This is a genomic window from Paenibacillus ferrarius, assembly GCF_002027705.1.
Classification (GTDB): Bacteria; Bacillota; Bacilli; order Paenibacillales; family NBRC-103111; genus Paenibacillus_E; species Paenibacillus_E ferrarius.
Map to the genome: position 1 here is coordinate 102,102 of NZ_MBTG01000001.1, position 19,088 is coordinate 121,189.

At 32.8% G+C, this 19,088-nt stretch carries 37 protein-coding genes; 32 read left to right on the forward strand and 5 right to left on the reverse strand.

Features of this window, described 5'->3' with window-relative positions; genetic code table 11:
* Positions 1-20: 20 nt before the first annotated feature.
* From BC351_RS00545 to BC351_RS00600, 11 genes are all read left to right on the forward strand, one after another.
* Positions 21-674 carry a phospholipase D-like domain-containing protein gene (locus BC351_RS00545; RefSeq protein ID WP_079408759.1) on the forward strand — a complete coding sequence of 218 codons (654 nt, stop codon included), beginning with the start codon at positions 21-23 and terminating at the stop codon, positions 672-674.
* Between the two features lie 91 nt (positions 675-765).
* Positions 766-1,200 carry a hypothetical protein gene (locus BC351_RS00550; protein ID WP_079408760.1) on the forward strand — a complete coding sequence of 145 codons (435 nt, stop codon included), beginning with the start codon at positions 766-768 and terminating at the stop codon, positions 1,198-1,200.
* 200 nt (positions 1,201-1,400) lie between these two features.
* Entirely contained in the window at positions 1,401-1,730 is a 330-nt protein-coding gene (locus BC351_RS00555; RefSeq protein ID WP_079408761.1) for a hypothetical protein, read from the forward strand.
* Positions 1,731-1,802: 72 nt separating this feature from the next.
* Entirely contained in the window at positions 1,803-2,648 is an 846-nt protein-coding gene (locus BC351_RS00560; protein ID WP_079408762.1) for an ATP-dependent DNA ligase, read from the forward strand.
* A gap of 34 nt (positions 2,649-2,682) precedes the next feature.
* The gene (locus BC351_RS00565; protein WP_079408763.1) at positions 2,683-3,105 is read left to right on the forward strand and encodes a hypothetical protein; all 423 of its coding nucleotides are present in this window, start codon (positions 2,683-2,685) and stop codon (positions 3,103-3,105) included.
* A gap of 163 nt (positions 3,106-3,268) precedes the next feature.
* Positions 3,269-3,718: a helix-turn-helix domain-containing protein gene (locus BC351_RS43150; protein WP_244208845.1), complete on the forward strand. Its 450-nt coding sequence runs from the start codon at positions 3,269-3,271 to the stop codon at positions 3,716-3,718.
* A 20-nt stretch (positions 3,719-3,738) separates the two neighbouring features.
* Positions 3,739-4,629 (forward strand): DUF4046 domain-containing protein, encoded by an 891-nt coding sequence (locus BC351_RS00575; protein WP_079408764.1) that lies wholly within the window; start codon positions 3,739-3,741, stop codon positions 4,627-4,629.
* Between the two features lie 315 nt (positions 4,630-4,944).
* On the forward strand, positions 4,945-5,349 hold the full coding sequence (locus BC351_RS00585; protein WP_144028213.1) for a hypothetical protein: 405 nt from the start codon (positions 4,945-4,947) through the stop codon (positions 5,347-5,349).
* 48 nt (positions 5,350-5,397) lie between these two features.
* Positions 5,398-5,937, forward strand: a complete 540-nt coding sequence (locus BC351_RS00590; RefSeq protein ID WP_079408767.1) for a hypothetical protein — start codon at positions 5,398-5,400, stop codon at positions 5,935-5,937.
* A gap of 37 nt (positions 5,938-5,974) precedes the next feature.
* Positions 5,975-6,214, forward strand: coding sequence for a hypothetical protein (locus BC351_RS00595; RefSeq protein WP_079408768.1), 240 nt, complete (start codon positions 5,975-5,977; stop codon positions 6,212-6,214).
* Positions 6,215-6,327: 113 nt separating this feature from the next.
* The gene (locus BC351_RS00600) at positions 6,328-6,516 is read left to right on the forward strand and encodes a hypothetical protein (RefSeq protein WP_079408769.1); all 189 of its coding nucleotides are present in this window, start codon (positions 6,328-6,330) and stop codon (positions 6,514-6,516) included.
* Between the two features lie 74 nt (positions 6,517-6,590).
* Here BC351_RS00600 and BC351_RS00605 read toward each other — a convergent pair whose 3' ends face one another.
* Both BC351_RS00605 and BC351_RS00610 read right to left on the reverse strand, forming a co-directional pair.
* Positions 6,591-6,800, reverse strand: coding sequence for an alpha/beta-type small acid-soluble spore protein (locus tag BC351_RS00605; protein WP_079408770.1), 210 nt, complete (start codon positions 6,798-6,800; stop codon positions 6,591-6,593).
* 55 nt (positions 6,801-6,855) lie between these two features.
* The gene (locus BC351_RS00610; RefSeq protein WP_079408771.1) at positions 6,856-7,380 is read right to left on the reverse strand and encodes an RsfA family transcriptional regulator; all 525 of its coding nucleotides are present in this window, start codon (positions 7,378-7,380) and stop codon (positions 6,856-6,858) included.
* 266 nt (positions 7,381-7,646) lie between these two features.
* On the opposite strand from BC351_RS00610, the gene BC351_RS44210 reads away from it, so the two are divergent.
* The 19 genes from BC351_RS44210 (at position 7,647) to BC351_RS00685 (ending at position 16,751) form a co-directional block, all read left to right on the forward strand.
* Positions 7,647-8,201, forward strand: coding sequence for a GIY-YIG nuclease family protein (locus tag BC351_RS44210; protein WP_425270895.1), 555 nt, complete (start codon positions 7,647-7,649; stop codon positions 8,199-8,201).
* Between the two features lie 464 nt (positions 8,202-8,665).
* On the forward strand, positions 8,666-9,106 hold the full coding sequence (locus tag BC351_RS00620) for a type II toxin-antitoxin system PemK/MazF family toxin (RefSeq protein ID WP_158081942.1): 441 nt from the start codon (positions 8,666-8,668) through the stop codon (positions 9,104-9,106).
* A complete protein-coding gene (locus BC351_RS41995; protein ID WP_158081943.1) occupies positions 9,094-9,255 on the forward strand; it encodes a hypothetical protein in 162 nt (53 codons plus the stop codon). Before BC351_RS00620 ends, BC351_RS41995 begins: the two co-directional genes overlap by 13 nt.
* A gap of 84 nt (positions 9,256-9,339) precedes the next feature.
* Entirely contained in the window at positions 9,340-10,659 is a 1,320-nt protein-coding gene (locus BC351_RS00625) for a zinc-ribbon domain-containing protein (RefSeq protein ID WP_079408773.1), read from the forward strand.
* A gap of 503 nt (positions 10,660-11,162) precedes the next feature.
* Positions 11,163-11,408 (forward strand): hypothetical protein, encoded by a 246-nt coding sequence (locus BC351_RS00630; RefSeq protein WP_079408774.1) that lies wholly within the window; start codon positions 11,163-11,165, stop codon positions 11,406-11,408.
* A 25-nt stretch (positions 11,409-11,433) separates the two neighbouring features.
* Entirely contained in the window at positions 11,434-11,772 is a 339-nt protein-coding gene (locus tag BC351_RS00635; RefSeq protein ID WP_079408775.1) for an HNH endonuclease, read from the forward strand.
* A 29-nt stretch (positions 11,773-11,801) separates the two neighbouring features.
* Positions 11,802-11,969 carry a hypothetical protein gene (locus tag BC351_RS42000; protein WP_158081944.1) on the forward strand — a complete coding sequence of 56 codons (168 nt, stop codon included), beginning with the start codon at positions 11,802-11,804 and terminating at the stop codon, positions 11,967-11,969.
* A 138-nt stretch (positions 11,970-12,107) separates the two neighbouring features.
* Entirely contained in the window at positions 12,108-12,506 is a 399-nt protein-coding gene (locus BC351_RS42005; protein WP_079408776.1) for a hypothetical protein, read from the forward strand.
* Positions 12,407-12,703, forward strand: coding sequence for an HNH endonuclease (locus tag BC351_RS44215; RefSeq protein ID WP_144028214.1), 297 nt, complete (start codon positions 12,407-12,409; stop codon positions 12,701-12,703). The genes BC351_RS42005 and BC351_RS44215 overlap by 100 nt, the downstream gene beginning before the upstream one ends.
* 28 nt (positions 12,704-12,731) lie before the next feature.
* Positions 12,732-12,929, forward strand: coding sequence for a hypothetical protein (locus BC351_RS00645; protein WP_079408777.1), 198 nt, complete (start codon positions 12,732-12,734; stop codon positions 12,927-12,929).
* Positions 12,930-12,990: 61 nt separating this feature from the next.
* Positions 12,991-13,482: a hypothetical protein gene (locus BC351_RS00650; protein ID WP_079408778.1), complete on the forward strand. Its 492-nt coding sequence runs from the start codon at positions 12,991-12,993 to the stop codon at positions 13,480-13,482.
* A 43-nt stretch (positions 13,483-13,525) separates the two neighbouring features.
* Positions 13,526-13,828 (forward strand): hypothetical protein, encoded by a 303-nt coding sequence (locus tag BC351_RS00655; RefSeq protein ID WP_079408779.1) that lies wholly within the window; start codon positions 13,526-13,528, stop codon positions 13,826-13,828.
* Positions 13,829-13,868: 40 nt separating this feature from the next.
* Complete coding sequence (locus BC351_RS00660; RefSeq protein WP_079408780.1) at positions 13,869-14,060, forward strand: hypothetical protein; 192 nt, start codon at positions 13,869-13,871, stop codon at positions 14,058-14,060.
* A 308-nt stretch (positions 14,061-14,368) separates the two neighbouring features.
* Complete coding sequence (locus BC351_RS00665; protein WP_079408781.1) at positions 14,369-14,614, forward strand: hypothetical protein; 246 nt, start codon at positions 14,369-14,371, stop codon at positions 14,612-14,614.
* The gene (locus BC351_RS42015; RefSeq protein WP_158081946.1) at positions 14,604-14,768 is read left to right on the forward strand and encodes a hypothetical protein; all 165 of its coding nucleotides are present in this window, start codon (positions 14,604-14,606) and stop codon (positions 14,766-14,768) included. Before BC351_RS00665 ends, BC351_RS42015 begins: the two co-directional genes overlap by 11 nt.
* A gap of 34 nt (positions 14,769-14,802) precedes the next feature.
* Positions 14,803-15,072: a hypothetical protein gene (locus tag BC351_RS00670; protein ID WP_079408782.1), complete on the forward strand. Its 270-nt coding sequence runs from the start codon at positions 14,803-14,805 to the stop codon at positions 15,070-15,072.
* A 42-nt stretch (positions 15,073-15,114) separates the two neighbouring features.
* The gene (locus BC351_RS00675) at positions 15,115-15,807 is read left to right on the forward strand and encodes a site-specific integrase (protein WP_079408783.1); all 693 of its coding nucleotides are present in this window, start codon (positions 15,115-15,117) and stop codon (positions 15,805-15,807) included.
* Positions 15,808-15,931: 124 nt separating this feature from the next.
* Positions 15,932-16,153, forward strand: coding sequence for a hypothetical protein (locus BC351_RS00680; RefSeq protein ID WP_079408784.1), 222 nt, complete (start codon positions 15,932-15,934; stop codon positions 16,151-16,153).
* A gap of 187 nt (positions 16,154-16,340) precedes the next feature.
* Positions 16,341-16,751, forward strand: a complete 411-nt coding sequence (locus BC351_RS00685; protein WP_079408785.1) for a hypothetical protein — start codon at positions 16,341-16,343, stop codon at positions 16,749-16,751.
* 174 nt (positions 16,752-16,925) lie between these two features.
* On the opposite strand, the gene BC351_RS00690 is transcribed toward BC351_RS00685, so the two are convergent.
* The gene (locus BC351_RS00690) at positions 16,926-17,168 is read right to left on the reverse strand and encodes a hypothetical protein (protein ID WP_079408786.1); all 243 of its coding nucleotides are present in this window, start codon (positions 17,166-17,168) and stop codon (positions 16,926-16,928) included.
* Between the two features lie 355 nt (positions 17,169-17,523).
* On the opposite strand from BC351_RS00690, the gene BC351_RS00700 reads away from it, so the two are divergent.
* On the forward strand, positions 17,524-18,078 hold the full coding sequence (locus BC351_RS00700) for a M23 family metallopeptidase (RefSeq protein ID WP_244208862.1): 555 nt from the start codon (positions 17,524-17,526) through the stop codon (positions 18,076-18,078).
* A 37-nt stretch (positions 18,079-18,115) separates the two neighbouring features.
* On the opposite strand, the gene BC351_RS00705 is transcribed toward BC351_RS00700, so the two are convergent.
* Complete coding sequence (locus BC351_RS00705) at positions 18,116-18,355, reverse strand: helix-turn-helix domain-containing protein (protein WP_079408789.1); 240 nt, start codon at positions 18,353-18,355, stop codon at positions 18,116-18,118.
* 230 nt (positions 18,356-18,585) lie between these two features.
* Between BC351_RS00705 and BC351_RS00710 the strand changes: the two genes are divergently transcribed.
* Complete coding sequence (locus BC351_RS00710; protein ID WP_079408790.1) at positions 18,586-18,780, forward strand: RNA methyltransferase; 195 nt, start codon at positions 18,586-18,588, stop codon at positions 18,778-18,780.
* Positions 18,781-18,840: 60 nt separating this feature from the next.
* Here the strand turns inward: BC351_RS00710 and BC351_RS00715 are convergent, their stop codons facing one another.
* Positions 18,841-19,080, reverse strand: a complete 240-nt coding sequence (locus tag BC351_RS00715) for a hypothetical protein (RefSeq protein WP_079408791.1) — start codon at positions 19,078-19,080, stop codon at positions 18,841-18,843.
* Positions 19,081-19,088 lie beyond the last annotated feature (8 nt).

The window sequence follows — 19,088 nt, forward strand, 5'->3', positions numbered from 1 at the left end:
AGTTAAGGAGAATTATGGATATGCGAAATATTACTTTCCTCATTACAATGGCAAGTGTCATTGCACTAACAGGCTGCAGCTCAACGCCAAAGACAATAGATGTAGCAACTAAACCTACTCAAACTCCAATTTCATTAAGTGCTTCCGCATCACCAAAACCAACCGAGGCTCCAATTAAGCAACAAGCAAACGATGAGTATTATTTTACTAAAGCAGATCAGCATCCAGAGAAGGCATTGATTGATGTAATCAATTCATCAAAGACAACCTTGGATATCGCTATCTATAGCTTAACTCATCCTGATATTGTCGCGGCTATTAAAGAAGCCAAGAAACGCGGAGTGGTTGTAAGGATTATTACTGACAAAATACAATCATCTGGTAAGACACAAGAAGAGGCATTGAAACTTTTAGGAAGCTCAGATATCCCTATGAAGGTTAACAAACATAGTGGACTTATGCATCTTAAAGTGACCATTGCAGATAAGCAGGTTGTTACAACAGGATCTTACAACTATTCAAAAGCAGCTTCCACGACGAACGATGAAGTATTAATGGTTATCCGAAACAGTGACGCAGCTAATACTTTTTCAGAGCAATTTGATAATATGTGGAACGATACAAAAGGTTTTGAAAAGATAGAAAAGAAAATCGCACAAAAGTCAACGAAGTAATATCCCTCATTCACTAATCGTCAATGATTGGTGGAGGGACTTTTTTATTTATTAACCCAATAAAAGTTCAATCTTAAAGGAGAGGCCATTAATGATAGCGGATATTCAAGGATTAACTGAAGAATTTGTCTCTGCTATTTCAAAAATTGATTTTACTCAATATAATTATTACATGAATTTCAGAAATTTCCCACGTGGTTGTTGTGGTGACACTTGCGATTTACTTCAATATTTTTTATTTCAAAAAGGAATTCTGACTACTTATATTGCGAAACACAGGATAGGCAAACAAGGAACTCATGCGTGGTTGGAATATGAAGATTACATTATTGACCCAACAATTGGTCAATTTCCTACATATATAGGTGTCAAATATGAAGTAACAAATAATAAAAGTTGGCATGACAAAAACTTCGGAGTTAATATTGCAGTTAGAACTTTGACTTATAAAGATGAATTTAATAGTATGTCCATCATTAGACTTGACTCACTTTATAAAATAATCTTAGAACAAATGAATCGGTAGTGAGAAGGTTTAATTATATAAATAAGAATAATATTTTTTGATCTTTTCTTTCAAAACGTTTAATAAAATGTATCTTTCATAGGCAATATCGTACATTTCAGAAAAATAATTACTGAAATTTTCGGCGAATAATGTTAGAATTTGTATATTATTGTAATATAACAAATTCCACACAACTGTGGACTACTAGAGGTATCCATATGATAAAATGTCCTACTTGCTCAAAAAATAACAATTTACAAAAGTATTGTGGTAATTGTGGGAGTCCCTTACTTGTTGAAGGGGTTGAATTTCATAATGAGAATGCGGCTACTTTTTCAGAGTCAGATAAAAGTGAAATAAAAATAAGCTTTATGTATGGCTCACTTATATTTTTTCAAAAGTTGATAACTTGGATTTTCTTATTCTGCATTGGAGCTAAATTACTTTTTGCTGCTTCAATTAATTTAATGCCAAGTTTTACTTATTTTTTGCAATTGAGAAAATCCTATTTTTTTGTAACATCTTTAGTGATCCTGCTATTTTTGTAATATTTATATTCCCATCAATCTCCTAAAGAAATCTTAAACACCTCATTGTACAATTAGTATGAGGTGTTTATTATGTTTGTTTCGCCACAGCTATTGACTTATGCTCCAGAAAATAAACCTTTCAATTCTAAGAATCACATTTCTGAATTAAAATTAGATGGTTTTAGGTGTATTATTTCCAATGTGGAAAAACTTTATGTTTACAGCCGACACAATAATAATATGACAAATAAATTTCCTGAGCTGCAGAGTCATCCTTTGCCAGAAGGTACAATATTGGATGGCGAATTAATTGTGGCAGACCATCAAGGTAAACCTGATTTCGAAGCAATGTCAGCTCGTTTCTTATCAAACAAAGATAAAACACCAGTAACATTTTGCGCTTTTGATATCATTAGATACAAGGGAATTGACGTAACCAGCTTGTCGCTGCTAAAACGTAAAGAACTTCTAGAGGAATCTTTTTCAGAAACTGAACGATATACAAAAGTAAAAGTGTATGAAGGTGACGCGGTACAATATTTCGAACAGGTTAGTAAACTTGGTCTTGAGGGCATAGTGATGAAATCAATTGGTAAGAATTCAAAGTATGAAATAGATAAAAGATCCAAACAATGGTTGAAGGTAATTAACTGGACTTATGCCAATGTCTACATATCTGGCTATAGGAAGAATGACTTTGGTTTATTGGTGTCAATAGACTCAGCAAGCGGCTCTAAGGTGCCTGTGGGTGTAGTTGAGTTTGGTGTAACACCTGAACACAAGAAGGCTTTAAACAGTGTTAAACAGCGTTTAGTGTACAAAGAGGATAAGAACTTCGCATACATGGAGCCATTGATCATGGCGAAGATTAAAACAAGAAATTGGACTAAGAATGGTAAGTTGAGAAGTCCTGTGTTTGTTGAATTTGTGATATAATATTAGAAATCCTACTCGAAGGAATAATATAAACATGCTAAAAAGCTTTGATGTTTTTGATAAAAGGTATAGAGATGAAAACAATTGTGTTAAATACTATGATGTCAGTGTCCATATAATTGATTTTCATGGTGAGAGAACTTACTCTAATTCAGTAAACGTAAGAGAAATTAGAATACTCATAGACACAGAAGAAAAAATTCAAATTGAAGTTGATCGTAAGAAGATAATATACAGAAAAAGAAAAACAATGGACATTGCAAATGATTTTAGGGAAATTAGTGGTTTCAATGGGTTTGGAATTGGCTTTGCTTTAAGCTGCCACGAAGATGAAATCGATCAAGCCACAGATTTATGTACAACAAAACTATGGAAGCAGATTAAGTCTAGAAAAGGAATTCCTGATTGGGTTCATGAGTTTGCTGATAAAGAGCCAAAGGTATACAAAAGTAAGTAGAGAGCAATATTACTACTTACTTTTTTCTTTATAAGAAGTTGATTTCATTGTGTTTTATATAATAAAAATAAAATATATAAATTTAAATATTATTGACATCACGTATGCGTGATGATATAATTAAGGCAAGATAAGGAAAAGAAACCTGAAACAAGGTGATTAAGTGGCATATAAAATTAACTTAAATGATCCTCGAATTATGAGTTCTAAGGATGCAGTGAATAAGTGGGAGATTGATGACTCAACTTTACGAAAGAAAATAACTAATTTCCCAGAAGGAACGATAAGAAAATTAGGAAGAGATTGGGTAGTGACAAAAGAAGGAATGGAAGCAGTATTTGGAAAATTGAAAAATGAGGAGTTGTTGAAAATGGAAAAGTATATTATTAACTATCACACTGGAATTAAGAATGAGGTAGAAGTTAATCACTTGCTGGAGGCACAAGAGTTAGCTTTTGATGGCATTGCTTACACACAAGAAAACATCACAATCGAAACTTTAAAAGGGGAAGTATTATCAATTGCTAGATGGCATGGTACAGAACCAGATGAGGATGATGATGTACTTTGTGAAGTTGGCAAAGGATTTTATTCTCTGTGGAGTGAATATTAACAAGGAAAAATTGAAAATATTTGGGTGAGAAAATGATTGCTATTGAAACAATAATTGATTTATATAAAAAGAGATTAAGCGGAGAAATTAAATCATTTCCAAGTCAAACTTGGTCTCCATACAAAGGTGGGTACGATAATCTACATCGTTGTCTTAGATATTATTTTCTTGAATTATTAAATTTTAACCGTGATGATATTGTTACGAAAATGAGTGAGAAACTTTTAAAAAAGGCAAAACTAAATGGTGGAGTTGCTATTCTGTATCAAGATTCACTAAGAAAAGCAATGGCTGATGCCTTTGATGATTTAGGCATAAAAGAATGGGATTTTAGAGGCTATGAGTGGACAATAGAAACTGCAAGAGAAGCACTCTTGTTTGAAATCTCTCGCCTTAATCTTGACAAAGCAGATATTACAAAGCCGCGCTATATCGAATGGGATAACTATGTGTTTTCGCGTGTTCTGGTATGGTTTAACTTAACGATTTCCAATGGTGGGATATTACCAATGCTTCAAAGCTTACTCCCAGAATATGATTTCAAGAGAAGTGATTTTGATAATAAGAGCAAAGTCAAACGAGATCCAGATGAAGCAATTAAAGAGATCAAGCGCATTTTTGAACAGGAATTAAAATGGAATGAAAATGATATACGTGAAAAGATTACTTTGAAAATCGTACAAAGGTATTTTGGACTTCCATATCGCACATTTGGCCAAAATATCGATAAGATGGTAAAAGCAGCATACCCAAACATCGGTGATTTAAACTACCACAAAGCTATTCCTGATTCAGTGCGACAGGAAATTTATTATCATTTAGTAAAAAGAGATTTAACACAGAAACAAATTAGTGAGACGTTCAATGTTTCTATAAGTACTCTCGCAAACATTAAGAAGTCAATGAGTTAATAAATGGGTTATTTTAATGGAGTAGGAAAATGAATGTACAATCTCTACATAAACAAAACAGAAGGTAAGATTGAGATTAAGCCTTTAAGAAAGGTTTTCCAGAATTTGAGTAGTACAATCACGGAAGAAGTTACTAGATACAATGAGGTGTATTATTTTTGCACAAAAAAGAAGCCTCTAGTAGAATTTGCAGAACAGAAGAAGCAAGAATGGATCATAGAGTTAGAAAATGAACTTATTAAACTAAAAAATATTCAAATAACATGACTGTTTCAATAGGACATGGAGGGGAGTTTTAGAATGGGGTTCACTAATATGGAATTGTTATTTCGATTGAAAGGGATTAGTACTACTGAAACAGAGGATCATTTGTACCTACACACTGAGGATTTGTTAAATAATAACATGTTAATGAGGATTTCAAATATATATGATGAAAACGAAATAGTAGTAAGGCGAATGGTTAGTATTCTTCATTATAATGAAATTGATGCTGGAAATTTGACAATCTCAAACGGGAGTTTTTCTCCAATAGAGTTGTATAGGATAATCTTAGACATCTTTTCTTTATATAAGGAAAATCCAATAACAACATTCCTACGAATTATTCAAGATCTTAGGATAAGTGAGTATTCTTCCTTTAAACAAATAACATTAGAAAACGAAAATTCAGTGAGAAATCAAATTATTCGTGAATTCGATTTAATTAGGAGTCAATAAAATGGCTATTTCATAACATCTATTTTTATTAAAAAGGAGTTGATAGATTTGCTTATTACTGAGTTAGCAAGTACTATTTTAAAATCAGAAACACCTAAGTATGCCTATGATCCATTTCTGGTTGACCTGAATGACGGTGTCTATATTTTCAGAATGTCTCCATTTACTACACAAAACCAACAAGGCGGTGTTTGGTTTCCGAATGTCACCATTCAAGATAGTTATAGCAACGCTCGAACGAGTAAAAAACTTTCAGTAGCTATTGAAATAATTGAATCAATGATCATTCAAAATACAGAAATCGAGAACATTAATGAACTTGTTGATGCAACTTTTTCATTATTGCACGAAGAAGGACATTGGAAATATTATTATGAAAATTATTTAATTAGGAGTGAATCTGGAGAAAAATACATGGACGATTATAATCAGATATCAAATGAAATGGGGCTTCATATTGTACTGCAAAAAGCCAAACAAAGTGATGAGTTTGAGGAATATCATAGGCTTTATAGGAAACATCCTTTCGAAAAATATGCTGATGATTATGCTATAGAGGCTATGAGAATAATCATCAGCAAGGCATGATTTGTTGTGTGTTTAATAAAGTGTGAGGAGAAAGAGTATGACTAAAAAAAAGAAGTATGTACTTATAGATGCACAAGAAACAGGTAAATTGGAATTACATGTGGCGTTTGATGGATCTGATAATGTTGATCAAATACTTTGCGAACTCCCTGAAAGCTCTGTTCTTGATTTGGTGAAGAAATATGATATTCTTCCACAAGACTTCGAAATTGATATTGATGTAAGAGAATATATTAAAGAAAAATATCCTAATGAGTTTATTAAACTTGATTTCTAACGTCTCCAATAAAATGCAAGTTTTATTTAAATTCCTATAAGTATAATTCCTCCTATTGATTAAAGGAGGCTTTTTGTTTACTCTTAAATAAAGATTAATTGGAGGTGCGTTGAATGATCGAAAAATACACACTTCAAAAAGAACCAGATAAAACAATGTTCGTTTTTCAAAAGAATGGTAAATTTTATGGACATGTAGTTAAAAATAAAACAGACAAATCTGTTGCTAAGATTGTTTTTGAAACAAGTAAGTATGAAACTGTTGAACAGATTAAAGAAGAATATCCTGCTGCAGATGAATAATGAAAAGACTACAGATCACCAGAGGAGGAAATGGTGATTGTAGTCTTTTTTTGCTTGCTCCTACATCAAAGGAATTAGCGCTTGAAGCCTGTCAGTTGTTGCTCGGCTATTTGTACCAATCTTTTGGTTATGTTGCCACCAATGGCTCCTGCATCGCGTGTAGCAAGGTTTCCATTATAACCATTTGGTTGAAAAGGGATTCCAAGCTCTTGAGCTACTTCGAGTTTAATTTGATTTATAGCTGCTTTTGCTTGTGGAACTACTAATGTATTGTTGTTAGCCATTTTAGCCAACTCCTATCTTTTGGTGTAATGTTATCATGTGGAGTGTAAGGGAGTCTTATACATTTAAATCCAAAGATGTTAAGTTTCTTGCTCTACTCATTATCTTTAAAAAAGCTTGAATATCTTCAGCACCAAAATCTCGATTGATGGTTTGTGTGTTGGCTGATTCTTTATGTTTCTTGAGCTCCATAATCTCAAAATTAAGTTTTGCATTTTCTGATAGTAATTGATCAAATTTCTGAGCTTGTTCCCTAGCAATCTTAATGATCTGATTAAAAGCATCAAGATAGTGATTACCGTTGTTTTCTTGAGTCTTCAAAAAGGTCACAAACACTTCTCGCTTTTGTTCTTTCTGTTTAACCCTGAACAATTTAGCTTCATTAATGTCGTTGTGGTATTGTTTTCTTAATTCTTTGTTCCAGCGAAATCCGCATGCTGCCGCGGTACGATTTAGTTTTAATCCAGTTTGCTCAAATGCAGCAAGTTGTGTGCTTCCTGTTTTAATGTGTCGCAATACAGTTTCAGCAAGAACTGAATCATGACTGTCAGTCCAAGCATCTTCTCGGTTTTTCTCTTTCATTCAGTCACCCACTTTAATATATTAATGTTAGCATTCTTGCCTTTGTTACTATTTTTATTCAAATTTCATGAATAAAAGACCCACATAGGAATACGCGAGTCACTTTTAGGTGGATTCTGCATATTCTATAAATAATAAAAATAAATATTTACCAATATATAAATGCGTGCTAAGATTGTATGGGGAGGGTCGTGTAAATAGGAAGTTTCCTAATAAAAAAATACATACTGTTTGCATAATAAAAAAATCAAAGGAGCGTACTTATTATTCGAAAATTAAAACCCAAGACTGATTATAATTATGGAGTATACAGGATTTTAAATAAACTGAATGGCTTATCGTACATAGGGAGTTCGAAAAATATTGAGGGTAGATTTCATGAACACAAACTAAAATTACGCAACAATGAGCATTTCAATTCAGCTCTTCAGGATGATTGGAATATATATGATGAAAGCAATTTTGTATTCGAAAGACTGGAAATTGTTGAAATAAAGAGCCAACTATCTGAACGAGAAAAATATTGGTACGAAACGATAGACAATGACACAAGAACATACAACTCAGTAATACCAAGTATGAATACTAAGAACAGAAGCAATATAAAATGTCATCTAAAAGGAATTATGACAGAAGCTAAAATCAGTCAAACAAGACTTTCGCAGATGTCTGGACTATGTAGAACTACAATATCGCTTGCTGCTAATGAGCGTGCAGACCCAAGGCTTGAAACAGCACTTATAATTTCTGAAGCCTTAGGTATACCCGTTAATGAGATATGGGAATTCAAAAGTGAAGAAATGGTTTTATCCAATGTTTAAAATAGTTGCATACATAGATGTTTTATAAATGGTAAAAATAAATCAAATTCAAAAGGCCTCTCATATGAGAGGTTTTTTGAGATATTCGACACATAAGTATATGTCACAGAATGTACAATATACAATTCAATATCTATGATAGCACTATGATAGCTAATGAAAAGAATGATTCATTTGAAATTAGGACAGCCTTGAAGATTGCAAAAGCTTTAGAGGTTACAGTTGAGGATATCTGGAGTATTAATGAAGTAGAGTGAAATTACCATTGGTTTCCATATCATAAATTACCAAGATTAGTCAATAACCAAATATGCGGTACAAGAGCCTATTGACAGGAGAGAAAAAGAACATTAGTTCTACTTGTAAAACGTTATTTTTAGTATATAATACAGTTATAAGATAAAAATAAATCAACTTATATAATATTTATAACGAATTTAAGTAGTATGAGGGAGTTGAGAAAGATGATTGAGAAAGTAAAGTATGGTGAAGTTTGGTTAGCAGATATTAATGGAGGTATTGGATCAGAAATGTCAGGAATTCGACCTGTTCTCTGCTGCTCGACGAATTTAGGTAATAGCAGATCAAGTATAGCTCAAGTGATTCCAATTACATCTCAAGTAAAGAAGAAGAGGCTCCCAACGCATGTTTTTTTGGATTCTAATAAATTTGGACTCGCAGAAAATTCAGTGGCTTTGTGTGAGCAATCAAAATGTATAGAGCAAGGTAGGTTAATCTGCAAAATTACGGAATTAGATAGTGAGATTATGAAAGACATAGAACACGCAATCAAGATTAATTTTGGAATGGTCAGTCCATTTGAAAATAAAAGAGAGTACCAGTTACAGAATGATTTACATAATAAAAATATAATTATTGGAGGAAAAACATTATGTCGTTTATGATTATTGGAAAAGGCTCTTACACTGAAGACACCTTGATTGAGAAACTTTTGGAATGGAAAATTTCAGATGCAGCAAGAATTGTAAAAGAAGTCAGACAAAAGGGAAGTGCCTTTGTTGCAAATTATAGAATATATCGCATTAATATGTAAATATAAAATTAAAGCCCAACACTATAAATAATAAGTGTATGGGCTAATTACATAATATGAAAATAAAAAGGAGAAGATGTTTGATTGATTAAAGAAACCCGTGTTTATGTAACACTAAACGGAAAACATACTAAGCACTATGAGAATTTAAAGTATGAAATACCTAGAAGAAGAGATAAGTGGGGATCATATGGATTTGTACAGGGAACTCAGATATATGTCAAAATCGAAGATTTACCAATTAAAAGCGAAGTTATTGTAACAAAAATTTGTGATTATTGTTTTGGAGAAAGTCCGTGCAGTTATGTTACATTAATTAAAGGGAGACAATATATTGCTAAAGATTGCTGTGATAAAGTCGAATGTGTTGGACAAAAAATTAAAGAAGTTAATGATATTAGACCAATAAACAAAAGGCGAATAAATGATGAGAAAGAGTTAGAAATTGGTAGGTCTCTTTCAGAAAGATTCCCTGAAATTGCAACTCAATATCATCCTGTATTAAATAAGAAGCCGCCAGATAAAATTAGTTATGGTTCTGATAAAATGTATTGGTGGATATGCCGCGATAACCCAGAGCACATATGGGACGATTCAGCTAAGCACAGAACTTTAGGGGATAGAGGGTGTCCATTTTGCAGAGGAATGAGAATAAATCATACGAATTGTTTAAGAACTACGCACCCTTATTTAATCTCAGAATGGCATCCAACTAAGAATAGTGAAATAACCCCCGACAATGTTTCATTTGGTTCATTAAAAATGACATGGTGGCTATGTCCAATATGCACAAGCTCATATGATATGCCTGTTGCGATGAGAGCCAGTGCTGGACAAAACTGTCCATATTGTGCAGGATCAAGAGTAAATGAAACGAATTGTCTTGCTACTTTCTATCCAGAACTTCTTAGAGAATGGAATCATGAGTTAAATATAGGAGCTACACCATATAGCATTACAAAAAGTAGTGCAAAGAAGGTTTGGTGGAAGTGTTCGTCTTGCTCATGGTCGTGGGAAGCAGCTCCCGAGAGTAGAACTAATATGAAAAGCGGTTGTCCAAAGTGTAATTCTACTGATGGCGAGAAAGAAGTAATGGTCGCTCTTGATAAGAGAAATATAAAATACAAATTCCAATATTCTTTTTCTGATTTGAGAAGCCCAAAAGATTATCCAATGAGATATGATTTTGCGATTTATGATGATAATAAAAATATAAAGTACATAATTGAATACGATGATCCTTATCACTTTAAAGATGAAAGAGGGCGCCTCCATAAAAAAACAGTTGAGTATGATAAAATAAAAAATGAATATTGCGAAATTAAAGGAATAAAGTTGCTTAGAATACCATATTGGGATTTCCAATGCATAGATGACATTATTGAAAAAATACATAGTACATAATAATTGAATAAATACTTATCAGGGCATACAGGATACATAAAAATATAATAAAATATAAATTTTAAGGTAATTGATCGTTGACAAAGACAGTAAAAATATTATAAAATAAAAATAACAAAATAATAAGTGAGGTTGATACATATGAATCTTAAAATGATTTTCTGGAACGAAAAGCAGAAGGCCGAGTTGGACGCATGGATCACTTGCTTAAACAAACTTGGTGTTAAGTACCAGATTACAGAATTCCACAAAATTACACAAGTTAAAGTTTTACACTAAAAAAATCAAAATAGATAATTTGAGGTGAAAATTAATGTTCGGCAAAGAAGTTGAAGTGTATTTGCCTTATAGTGGAATAAGAGTTAAGGTGTTCGTATTTTGCACACCAGACACACCAGAAATTGAGCTAAAAAAAGAGCACTACATAAGCTGATGGAAGAATGTAGAACGACTTTGGCAGAAATGTAATGAAACTATATTTTCATTGGGAGATGAGTTGAACTATGACAGTGGAAAAAGCTCTAGAAACACTTGAGGAATATATTATAAATAATAAAACTGATGTTCTTGATGAAGCATACTTGACATTGATGAAGGGTTTTAATGAACTACAAGAGAAAGTGAAAACTCTTACTGAAGATAAGGCAAAAGTTGAAGAAGAGCTTGAAGAAAGAAAGGCAATTATGTGGAACGATCCAAACTTTAGAGGGCAATTAGTTCAACAATTATTTAATAAGCAAATAAAATGATCCTTTGAAAAGGTGGCTACTTCAAATGGCAATTGTAAAATGTAAAATTCAACGCTGTAACATTATGATTGATGATTCAGATGGAAGTAACAAGTGTGGAAAATGCAAAGCTAGAACAGGTAATCATCATGATAGGCTTCGTCAGAAAGCGTTTAAGACCTTTGGTAAAGTGTGTATGAATACAAACTGTGAACTAACTAGTAGAGGGGTTCCGTTGCCTACTGATGTATTAGAAGTAGACCATATTAAAGAAGTAAGTAGTTTCCCAGATAATGCAAATGTGCAAGAAATAAACGACATTTCCAACTTGCAGGTGTTATGTGTTTATTGCCATAAATTAAAGAAAAAACACACAATAGAATGAATATTTTATTAGAAATGGAGTGTTAAGCGATGTATACTGTTGAGGCTTTTTATGGTGATGGATATGAGTTAGTTTATGCAACTGGAAATTACGACGAGGTAAATAATCTAGTTCCAGCACAGTTTGAAGATGCTATGTTTTTGCTTATTAAACAGTGGGTTTGTGGTGACATTACAAATCGATGGGAAGTGCGATAAAAGGATTCTTGTATTGGGAGTTTTAAATGACAAAGGAGATTAGATATCATAAAAAAGAAAATTGATGATAGTGTAAGATATAAAATCATTGAAGGCGAGAAGCACAAAATTTGTAGGATATGTGAAAATTATTATTTAATGAACAGCATTAATTTCTATTTAAATAACTCAAGTAAAGATTCCTATGATTCATATTGTAAGTCATGCGCTAAGACAAAATCTAGAAAATGGGAAATTGATAATCCTGAAAAATATAAAGCATTAAATAAATCAAAAATGCCAAGTAAAAACCCTGTAAGGTTAGAAAGATGTAGGGAGTTTAATAAAAAAGATCAAGCAAAAGAATACATGAGTGAGTGGCGCAATAACAATAAAGATAAATTAAAGATTTATGGAGAACAGCAACAAAATAAAAAACATGATATAACAGACAAACAATGGATATATTGCAAACATTATTTTCAAAACTGCTGTGCCTATTGTGGCTTACTATTGATAATCATTATAGAAAGTACGCTGGGAAACAACAAAAAATAGATTTGCATCGAGAGCATGTGATTCATAACGGAAGTAATAAAATTGATAATTGTATTCCTTCTTGTCTAAATTGTAATTCCAGTAAGCACGATCATGATTTTGAAAAGTGGTACAGTCAAAGAAATGTAAATTACACAGTAGATAGAATTGATAAAATATATAAGTGGTTAAAAGAAGATTGGAAAGATTGCTATTGAAAGAAGTATTTTAAAAGGAGTGAAGAAAATGAAAGAACAGGTTAATTTCACAAAAATTTATATATTGATAGGCAGAATTTTGTTAGCAATTTTTATAGGTAAATTAGCTGCCTATGTTTTTATTGGAAATTGGGATTCAGTAATAAAAGCATCAATCGGATTACTTATATTTACAACAGTATATGTTCTTTGCAGATGGAATTTAACAGGAAAAGCTAGGCTATAAAATAAGTCTTTAAATGGGATTTTCAGAAAATTAAGATACATAAAAAAGGAGCTTAAATATTATGCAAACTAAATTTAAATATTTACTAAATGTTGTTGCTAAAGATTCTGTATCGGGTTTTGAAGGTGTGCTTATTGCTCGTAATGCTCATTTGTTCGGTTGTGCTCAATATGGTTTAGCTCCAAAAGAACTTGGTTCAGATGGTTCTCCAAGAAAAACAGAATACTTCGATGAATCAAGGATTGAAATTCTAGATGCAACTAATGCTGCAGATTGTGAAAACGACTATGATAGAATCTTTGCCATTCCATTGGGATCAGAGGTAAAAGACAAAGTGTCAGGATTTCAAGGAAAAGCACTTGTGATCATGGAAAATCTTCATAATTGTAACCAGTATTACTGTGAGCCTGCAGTTGATAAGTGTGGAAAGCCTCAAGATGGACAATGGTTTGATGAAGGAAGATTGGCGTTTGTCAGCAAAGGTATTACTCCAGAAGAAGTTGCAGCACCTAAACGTGGAGCTGTATTCTCTCGTGATTTGCCGCGGAAATAGAATAGGAATTTTCAATGATTAATGTGGGAGGTTGCAAACTGATATGGGAATAGGTTATTACAATTTTAATAATGTCGGTCTAACGTCAATTGAATCAGCGAGAGAGGAATATCAGAGCTTATATGAAGGCTGTCACTGGTTGACAAAACTTATGTTGAAGTGTTGGATCAATCATTCTGAAAGTCGCAACAGGAACGGAAATATGCCCTTTACATTTGAAAATTATAACAATTGTATGAATGATCGTTTTTATCTCGAACAAGTAGAACTTAATATAATTGACTGCTCAGATATTGGTGGAAAAGAAGAAATTCTGCAGTTATTGAAAAATAGAATTGAACAATGAAATGTGAGTTTTATTTATTGAGGAGGTGACAGGTGAGTTTATGACAAAGCCAATTATTGAACAACTAAAGGACACTTATCATGGGGATATTGAACCGACGGTCTTGGATTTTCTATTCTTCTGGAGATTTGCAGGACGTGATTGGTTTATATTTATCGCCAATGATAATTGGGTATGGACGATGGATGAAAACAAGCAAATCTTGCGTGACAATTGGAAAATTGAAAATTAACATAAAATATGACTTTTATCTAAATGTTGAGATAGGTGAACCAAACTGAAATTAAAAAAAGGCGATCATGTGGTAATGCATTCATGTGATGAAGCTAACATTCTTGAGAATCATGGGAAGATATGGACTTGCAAGGGTGATGAATTCACAGCTGGTATTGGTCAATTTAAGTATGTAATTCTGGAAGGATATAGATATGGTTCTAATGGTGATTTTCCAGTAAAGCATTTGTAGTATGTAGATGTAAAAACCATTTGACAGTATTAATTACATAAAAATAAAGAATATAAATGAAAAGAGGAATTGAAATGTCAAATCAAACATCAAATCAGTTTTCGGCCTTTGCTTCATTAAATCGGTACTTTGAATTATCACAGATATCCAAACCTACACAAAAGCAAGCAGAGGAAGCATTGAAGCAGCTTTGCGAGATGTATGAAGTCAAAAGCGAAGAGGAATTGTTTAGCCGCAGCGACGAAGAGTTAACAGAAATTTATTTAGAAACGAAATACAAAATTTTGAATGCTGCAAAGGTTGAAACAGATGAAAAATAACAAATATGAAGTCATACTTGTTGGTTATATATCAATTCAAACTGCAGGCACTGAGTATGAAGCGATTATACTTGCTCAAGCCGAAGCAATTAAGGAAGGTTTGAATTACAGGCTAGTATCAGCTCGTGAAATTGAATACCAAGATTGCCGTTAAAAGAGTGATTTTATTGAGAGAGGGAGGCTGCAGTATGAAATTTTTCTTAGATGGCGATCTAAATCAATTAGCTATTCAAAAAAATTGCTTAGAAACCCAGTGTAAGGGGTTTAAATTGAATTTTGAATCAGGTTTTCCCCCATGCTTAGATTCACAAGAAGAATACGACCGAGCAGTGAGTTGCATTTGGATGGACAAAGTTGAGGGTTGGTGGAATTACAAAAGAGACTTGATATATAGTGGGCACTGTACTGAGGAGAAATTTTATGAGGTTCTAAGAGCTCGAAACTCAAATAGAAATTAAAAGAATAAAAATAACTTAATGGAATGTGGAGTGAATTAAAAGATGAATCAAATGGAAATGGAGATGATAAACGATGTTACAAAATTAGAAAAGCTACATGGAGATTTAAGTATCACAACAAGATTAAGGCTTGATCAGTTCCTAGACAGTCTTAAGCCTTCGACTAGATTAACATATAGAAGCACATTAATTAATTTTCTTTATCGTTTAAAAAGTAGCAATCCACTTCAACTCAGGCAATACAACTTAGCCCAATGGGATCAATATGTTTCAGAATATTTGTCTACATTCTCAAATAAAACAATAAATAATAAAGCTTATGCAGTGAAAGCGTTCTTTGAATATTTAATAGAAATTGGTGAACGTAAAAGCAATCCGCTTGAAGGATTTGTGTGGCTGCAGGAGAGCTCAGACAATGAATCCAGACATGTTCTTACATGGGAACAGATTAGCCTTTTAAAAGCCACAATTAGAGATAAAACGTACGAGGTTTTTATCTGGGGGTATGAAGAAGGTAGAAGGATCTCTGAGACAGGACACAATGGTTCTTATGTTGACTATCATTCGAAATTATTAGGTAAGCAAATTGGAATAGAAAGTTTAAAGTACTCAGATATTACTGCAGCAAGAAAGAGATTTTACGCGACTTGCCCAGTTACACATCAATATCTTGAGATGACTGAAGAAAATTGGATTTTTAAAAATGGATTACTTCAATTTAATAAAAATAAATGAGGTGATATTATGAACTCGGTTTCAGTTGTTGATTCAATCATATTTAATTGTTTTGGTGGATTATCATTTGTTGGAATTGTTTGGTGCTTCGTTGACTCTATAAAAAAGAATAGGAGTGTAGAAATTGAATAACTCAATTAGAAGAAGATTTATTAATGATAAAGATGATTTAACTTTTATTTTTCTCACTAGAGGAACAGGATATAAGGTTACTGTTTTTAATAACCATCAAGATATTGAAACTACTTTAGATTCAATCAGTAAAGAAGCAGAAGTCTATTACATAAAACAATTACAATCTATGATTATTGAAAAACTTAAGCAATCAAGTCAGATTACAGCGTAAAGGAGAGATTTTGAGTGAATATTATTGAATTCGCTGAGTCCACATTGAAAACACCTCTGAGCTTCTATCAACGAGAGCTACTGATGTTGATGGACAGTAATAAGCATGTATTTTTAACAAAGCCGCGAACACATGGGATGAGAGTCATTGATGAAATTTATAAAAAATACTGTGAGGTGATTGTATCGTGAAATACGAAGATCAGTTTAAGGAGACAGATAAAGTTCAAATAAAGACAGCGTTAGGCAAACTGTTCAAAGGTGAAGTTGAGAAAATTGTGTTTAAAGGTGACGCACCAATTGGATTTTGGTGGCATGACAAAGAAGCTGGGTTAGATGAGTTTATTGCTTTTGAGGAAGTTGAAACAGTAGATGTTGTTGAATTGACTAAGCTAGAGAAAGAACTATACCTCACTCTTGGCGAAAACTATGAAGAATTGGAAAATCTTGCTGATGAATATAAAACAAATCCCCAAGAGATTGTTATAGCGTTTATTCATGATCTAATTATGTCTAATTCCAGCGGTGGATCCGATGAAAGAGATGCAGCCAGTAGTTGGTTTAGACGGAATTGTATCAGTGGAGAGTTTGTAAGATAAAAGGAGTATAATCGATGTTAAACGACGATCAACTTGCTTGTGTTCGTGAAATATTAGATGAGGGAGATAGAATTATCTCAGAATTACACGAACAACTTCAAAAGGAAATGAAAATTAAAGAAGACAATTAAATTCGTATTTCAAGGTAAATAAGAGGGGGAATCCCCCCATATATTATACTTTTATACCCATTGCATGCGGTAATTTCTCTTCGTCGCTTAATGTACGAATCACGCTTGCGATTCTTAAAATCGTGGTGCCATCTGCTAGTTTAACAGACTCATGGTTATATTGAATCACTGTTGAAACTGGTCTAAGTCGTTGATTTCCTTGATAAGCAACAACTTCCTCTTTGATCTTGATAGCTGTTTCAAAATCCTTATCTGTTGTTAACACTTGCCCAGCCAAAAAAGTCATTATTACTCCTCCTTTATTATGAATCATGGAGTGTAACTATAGCGCATCTGAAAGACTAAATCAAATAATAATTGAGATATAAATTCCCAATGGAAAAAGCCTTTCATGAGAGGAAGTATAGCTATGATAAATTACTTTAACTTTCTTGAAGAAAAAGTTGATTCTAAAGCACTTCTTTGGAATCACTATGTGAATTGTTGCAAAACACTTGGAACTGAAATTGATATGTCTATAGAGGAGTACTTTAATAAAATGGATGAAGAGAGATTAGAGGAAATAGTGGATTATTTCAATTTGAGATCCAAATAAAAGTCTTCTTTTATGGGAAATGAAGGAGTGAAAAACATTGAGTTTAGTGGGTTTTTCTGAAAGTACTTTTTCTATTAAGGTGCCAATAGGGGCTGTTACATCCCCTTACGGAAGTATTGATAGTGTTCATCATACTCCTCACACTGGCATAGACCTTTATTGCACCATAAACAGCCCTATTTTCGCTCCTCTGGATGGTGTAATATCAAAGGTTCATGATTATGGGAACGCAGGTCTAGGCAAAGCTGTGTTTGTTAGAATGAATGATGGTAGACAGTACATCATGGGACATTTAAATGAAATCAAGGTTCATGCTGGCGACAAGATAATCAAAGGTGATTTGCTAGGTCTTAGTGGTAATACAGGCCATAGCACTGGGGCACATTTGCATTTTGCGGCTGTAGATAAAAACGGACGATTCATTGACCCAGAGACCTTATTTGAATCTATACACTCTGGATTTATTTTGTGGACTCAAAAGGTGGTTACATTCAGTGATTCATCATACACAGTGTTTGCATCTAATTATGCAGCTCCTACTAATGTAGACTCTTCAAGTATGTTGTTTAAGTTGCTTGATGCTGCAGTATATATTTTTTGAAATTAAAAAAGCACAGGTTAAATACCTGAGCTTTAGTTTAACTATTTTTATCTTCTGATTCCTCTACAATAGAAATCAATTCCTCAATACTTTTAATATCTAAGGCTTTTATTATGGCGTTTATACTCTCGCGAGAAAAAGTCTTATTTTCATCCTTCGCCATTTCACCAATTGTAGCTTCTCTTACGTTTGTTAGTTTATGTAGTGCCTTTTGATCAATTCCGTTCTTAATTAATAACTCTTTCAAATTAGATTTAATAATTCTGCGTTTTTGCATCTATATCCCCTATCTATCCATTGGAAGAATAACGATGCACTTATTATATAGTTGTTAATAGAATGTTGACAATAATTTCTTTTAAAAAAATGTTGACAATTGCGAAATTCGCAATTATAATATGCAGATAATTCTGTGATTGCTAATTACGCAATTGATATCTTTAGATTTTCCCCTATAAATGCCACCAGTCACCTTAGATTATGAAGAGTTTAGGAGGGATTGGTCTTATGAGCAAACAATATTGTTTAGAAAAGCTGCGAAACTACAATAAAAGTACCAAAAGTGAAACTTGGATTCCAACTGAAAGATACAGTGATTCATTAGAGGCATTATCTTGTTTCTTGGCTGATGGCTATAGGATTGTTGATACACATAGTAATAATAGGGAGGTAAGAAGAAATTTTGATTCAGAAAATTGGTGATAAATTGAAAAACCTGCCGATTAACTATGGCAGGTTCTTGTAATAAAGAGGAATTTCTATTTAAACGTCATCATGAGCTGAGATCCACTCATGTGCGAATTCAGTCAATATAAGATTAAATTTTGTTCCATTTACGCTATGTAAAATAAGTTCAGCTTTGACTATGGCTTCTTCATTAATATCATTGTGTGCTTTCTTAGTTGCCTCTTCATTACTCAAACCTGCTGTGTTTGTTTCATAAAATGTACTTGAAGCTTGTAGTTGTCCAATTAAGAAAATCCTTTTTTTGTTATTGTGCATTCTCTGAC

Excerpts from the sequence above, each read along its gene's own strand:
- BC351_RS00620 (WP_158081942.1), top strand. The coding sequence starts at position 8,666 with ATGATTGAGAAAGTAAAGTATGGTGAAGTTTGGTTAGCAGATATTAAT.
- BC351_RS00655 (WP_079408779.1), top strand. The coding sequence starts at position 13,526 with ATGGGAATAGGTTATTACAATTTTAATAATGTCGGTCTAACGTCAATT.
- BC351_RS00585 (WP_144028213.1), top strand. The coding sequence starts at position 4,945 with ATGGAATTGTTATTTCGATTGAAAGGGATTAGTACTACTGAAACAGAG.
- BC351_RS00600 (WP_079408769.1), top strand. The coding sequence starts at position 6,328 with ATGATCGAAAAATACACACTTCAAAAAGAACCAGATAAAACAATGTTC.
- BC351_RS00690 (WP_079408786.1), bottom strand. The coding sequence starts at position 17,168 with ATGACTTTTTTGGCTGGGCAAGTGTTAACAACAGATAAGGATTTTGAA.
- BC351_RS00645 (WP_079408777.1), top strand. The coding sequence starts at position 12,732 with ATGAAAGAACAGGTTAATTTCACAAAAATTTATATATTGATAGGCAGA.
- BC351_RS00605 (WP_079408770.1), bottom strand. The coding sequence starts at position 6,800 with ATGGCTAACAACAATACATTAGTAGTTCCACAAGCAAAAGCAGCTATA.
- BC351_RS00545 (WP_079408759.1), top strand. The coding sequence starts at position 21 with ATGCGAAATATTACTTTCCTCATTACAATGGCAAGTGTCATTGCACTA.
- BC351_RS42005 (WP_079408776.1), top strand. The coding sequence starts at position 12,108 with ATGAACAGCATTAATTTCTATTTAAATAACTCAAGTAAAGATTCCTAT.
- BC351_RS00565 (WP_079408763.1), top strand. The coding sequence starts at position 2,683 with ATGCTAAAAAGCTTTGATGTTTTTGATAAAAGGTATAGAGATGAAAAC.
- BC351_RS00630 (WP_079408774.1), top strand. The coding sequence starts at position 11,163 with ATGACAGTGGAAAAAGCTCTAGAAACACTTGAGGAATATATTATAAAT.
- BC351_RS00595 (WP_079408768.1), top strand. The coding sequence starts at position 5,975 with ATGACTAAAAAAAAGAAGTATGTACTTATAGATGCACAAGAAACAGGT.
- BC351_RS42015 (WP_158081946.1), top strand. The coding sequence starts at position 14,604 with ATGAAAAATAACAAATATGAAGTCATACTTGTTGGTTATATATCAATT.
- BC351_RS00560 (WP_079408762.1), top strand. The coding sequence starts at position 1,803 with ATGTTTGTTTCGCCACAGCTATTGACTTATGCTCCAGAAAATAAACCT.
- BC351_RS00635 (WP_079408775.1), top strand. The coding sequence starts at position 11,434 with ATGGCAATTGTAAAATGTAAAATTCAACGCTGTAACATTATGATTGAT.
- BC351_RS00715 (WP_079408791.1), bottom strand. The coding sequence starts at position 19,080 with ATGCACAATAACAAAAAAAGGATTTTCTTAATTGGACAACTACAAGCT.
- BC351_RS00670 (WP_079408782.1), top strand. The coding sequence starts at position 14,803 with ATGAAATTTTTCTTAGATGGCGATCTAAATCAATTAGCTATTCAAAAA.
- BC351_RS44215 (WP_144028214.1), top strand. The coding sequence starts at position 12,407 with ATGGATATATTGCAAACATTATTTTCAAAACTGCTGTGCCTATTGTGG.
- BC351_RS00710 (WP_079408790.1), top strand. The coding sequence starts at position 18,586 with ATGAGCAAACAATATTGTTTAGAAAAGCTGCGAAACTACAATAAAAGT.
- BC351_RS00610 (WP_079408771.1), bottom strand. The coding sequence starts at position 7,380 with ATGAAAGAGAAAAACCGAGAAGATGCTTGGACTGACAGTCATGATTCA.
- BC351_RS00650 (WP_079408778.1), top strand. The coding sequence starts at position 12,991 with ATGCAAACTAAATTTAAATATTTACTAAATGTTGTTGCTAAAGATTCT.
- BC351_RS00550 (WP_079408760.1), top strand. The coding sequence starts at position 766 with ATGATAGCGGATATTCAAGGATTAACTGAAGAATTTGTCTCTGCTATT.
- BC351_RS00675 (WP_079408783.1), top strand. The coding sequence starts at position 15,115 with ATGAATCAAATGGAAATGGAGATGATAAACGATGTTACAAAATTAGAA.
- BC351_RS41995 (WP_158081943.1), top strand. The coding sequence starts at position 9,094 with ATGTCGTTTATGATTATTGGAAAAGGCTCTTACACTGAAGACACCTTG.
- BC351_RS42000 (WP_158081944.1), top strand. The coding sequence starts at position 11,802 with ATGTATACTGTTGAGGCTTTTTATGGTGATGGATATGAGTTAGTTTAT.
- BC351_RS00555 (WP_079408761.1), top strand. The coding sequence starts at position 1,401 with ATGATAAAATGTCCTACTTGCTCAAAAAATAACAATTTACAAAAGTAT.
- BC351_RS00665 (WP_079408781.1), top strand. The coding sequence starts at position 14,369 with ATGTCAAATCAAACATCAAATCAGTTTTCGGCCTTTGCTTCATTAAAT.
- BC351_RS00660 (WP_079408780.1), top strand. The coding sequence starts at position 13,869 with ATGACAAAGCCAATTATTGAACAACTAAAGGACACTTATCATGGGGAT.
- BC351_RS00705 (WP_079408789.1), bottom strand. The coding sequence starts at position 18,355 with ATGCAAAAACGCAGAATTATTAAATCTAATTTGAAAGAGTTATTAATT.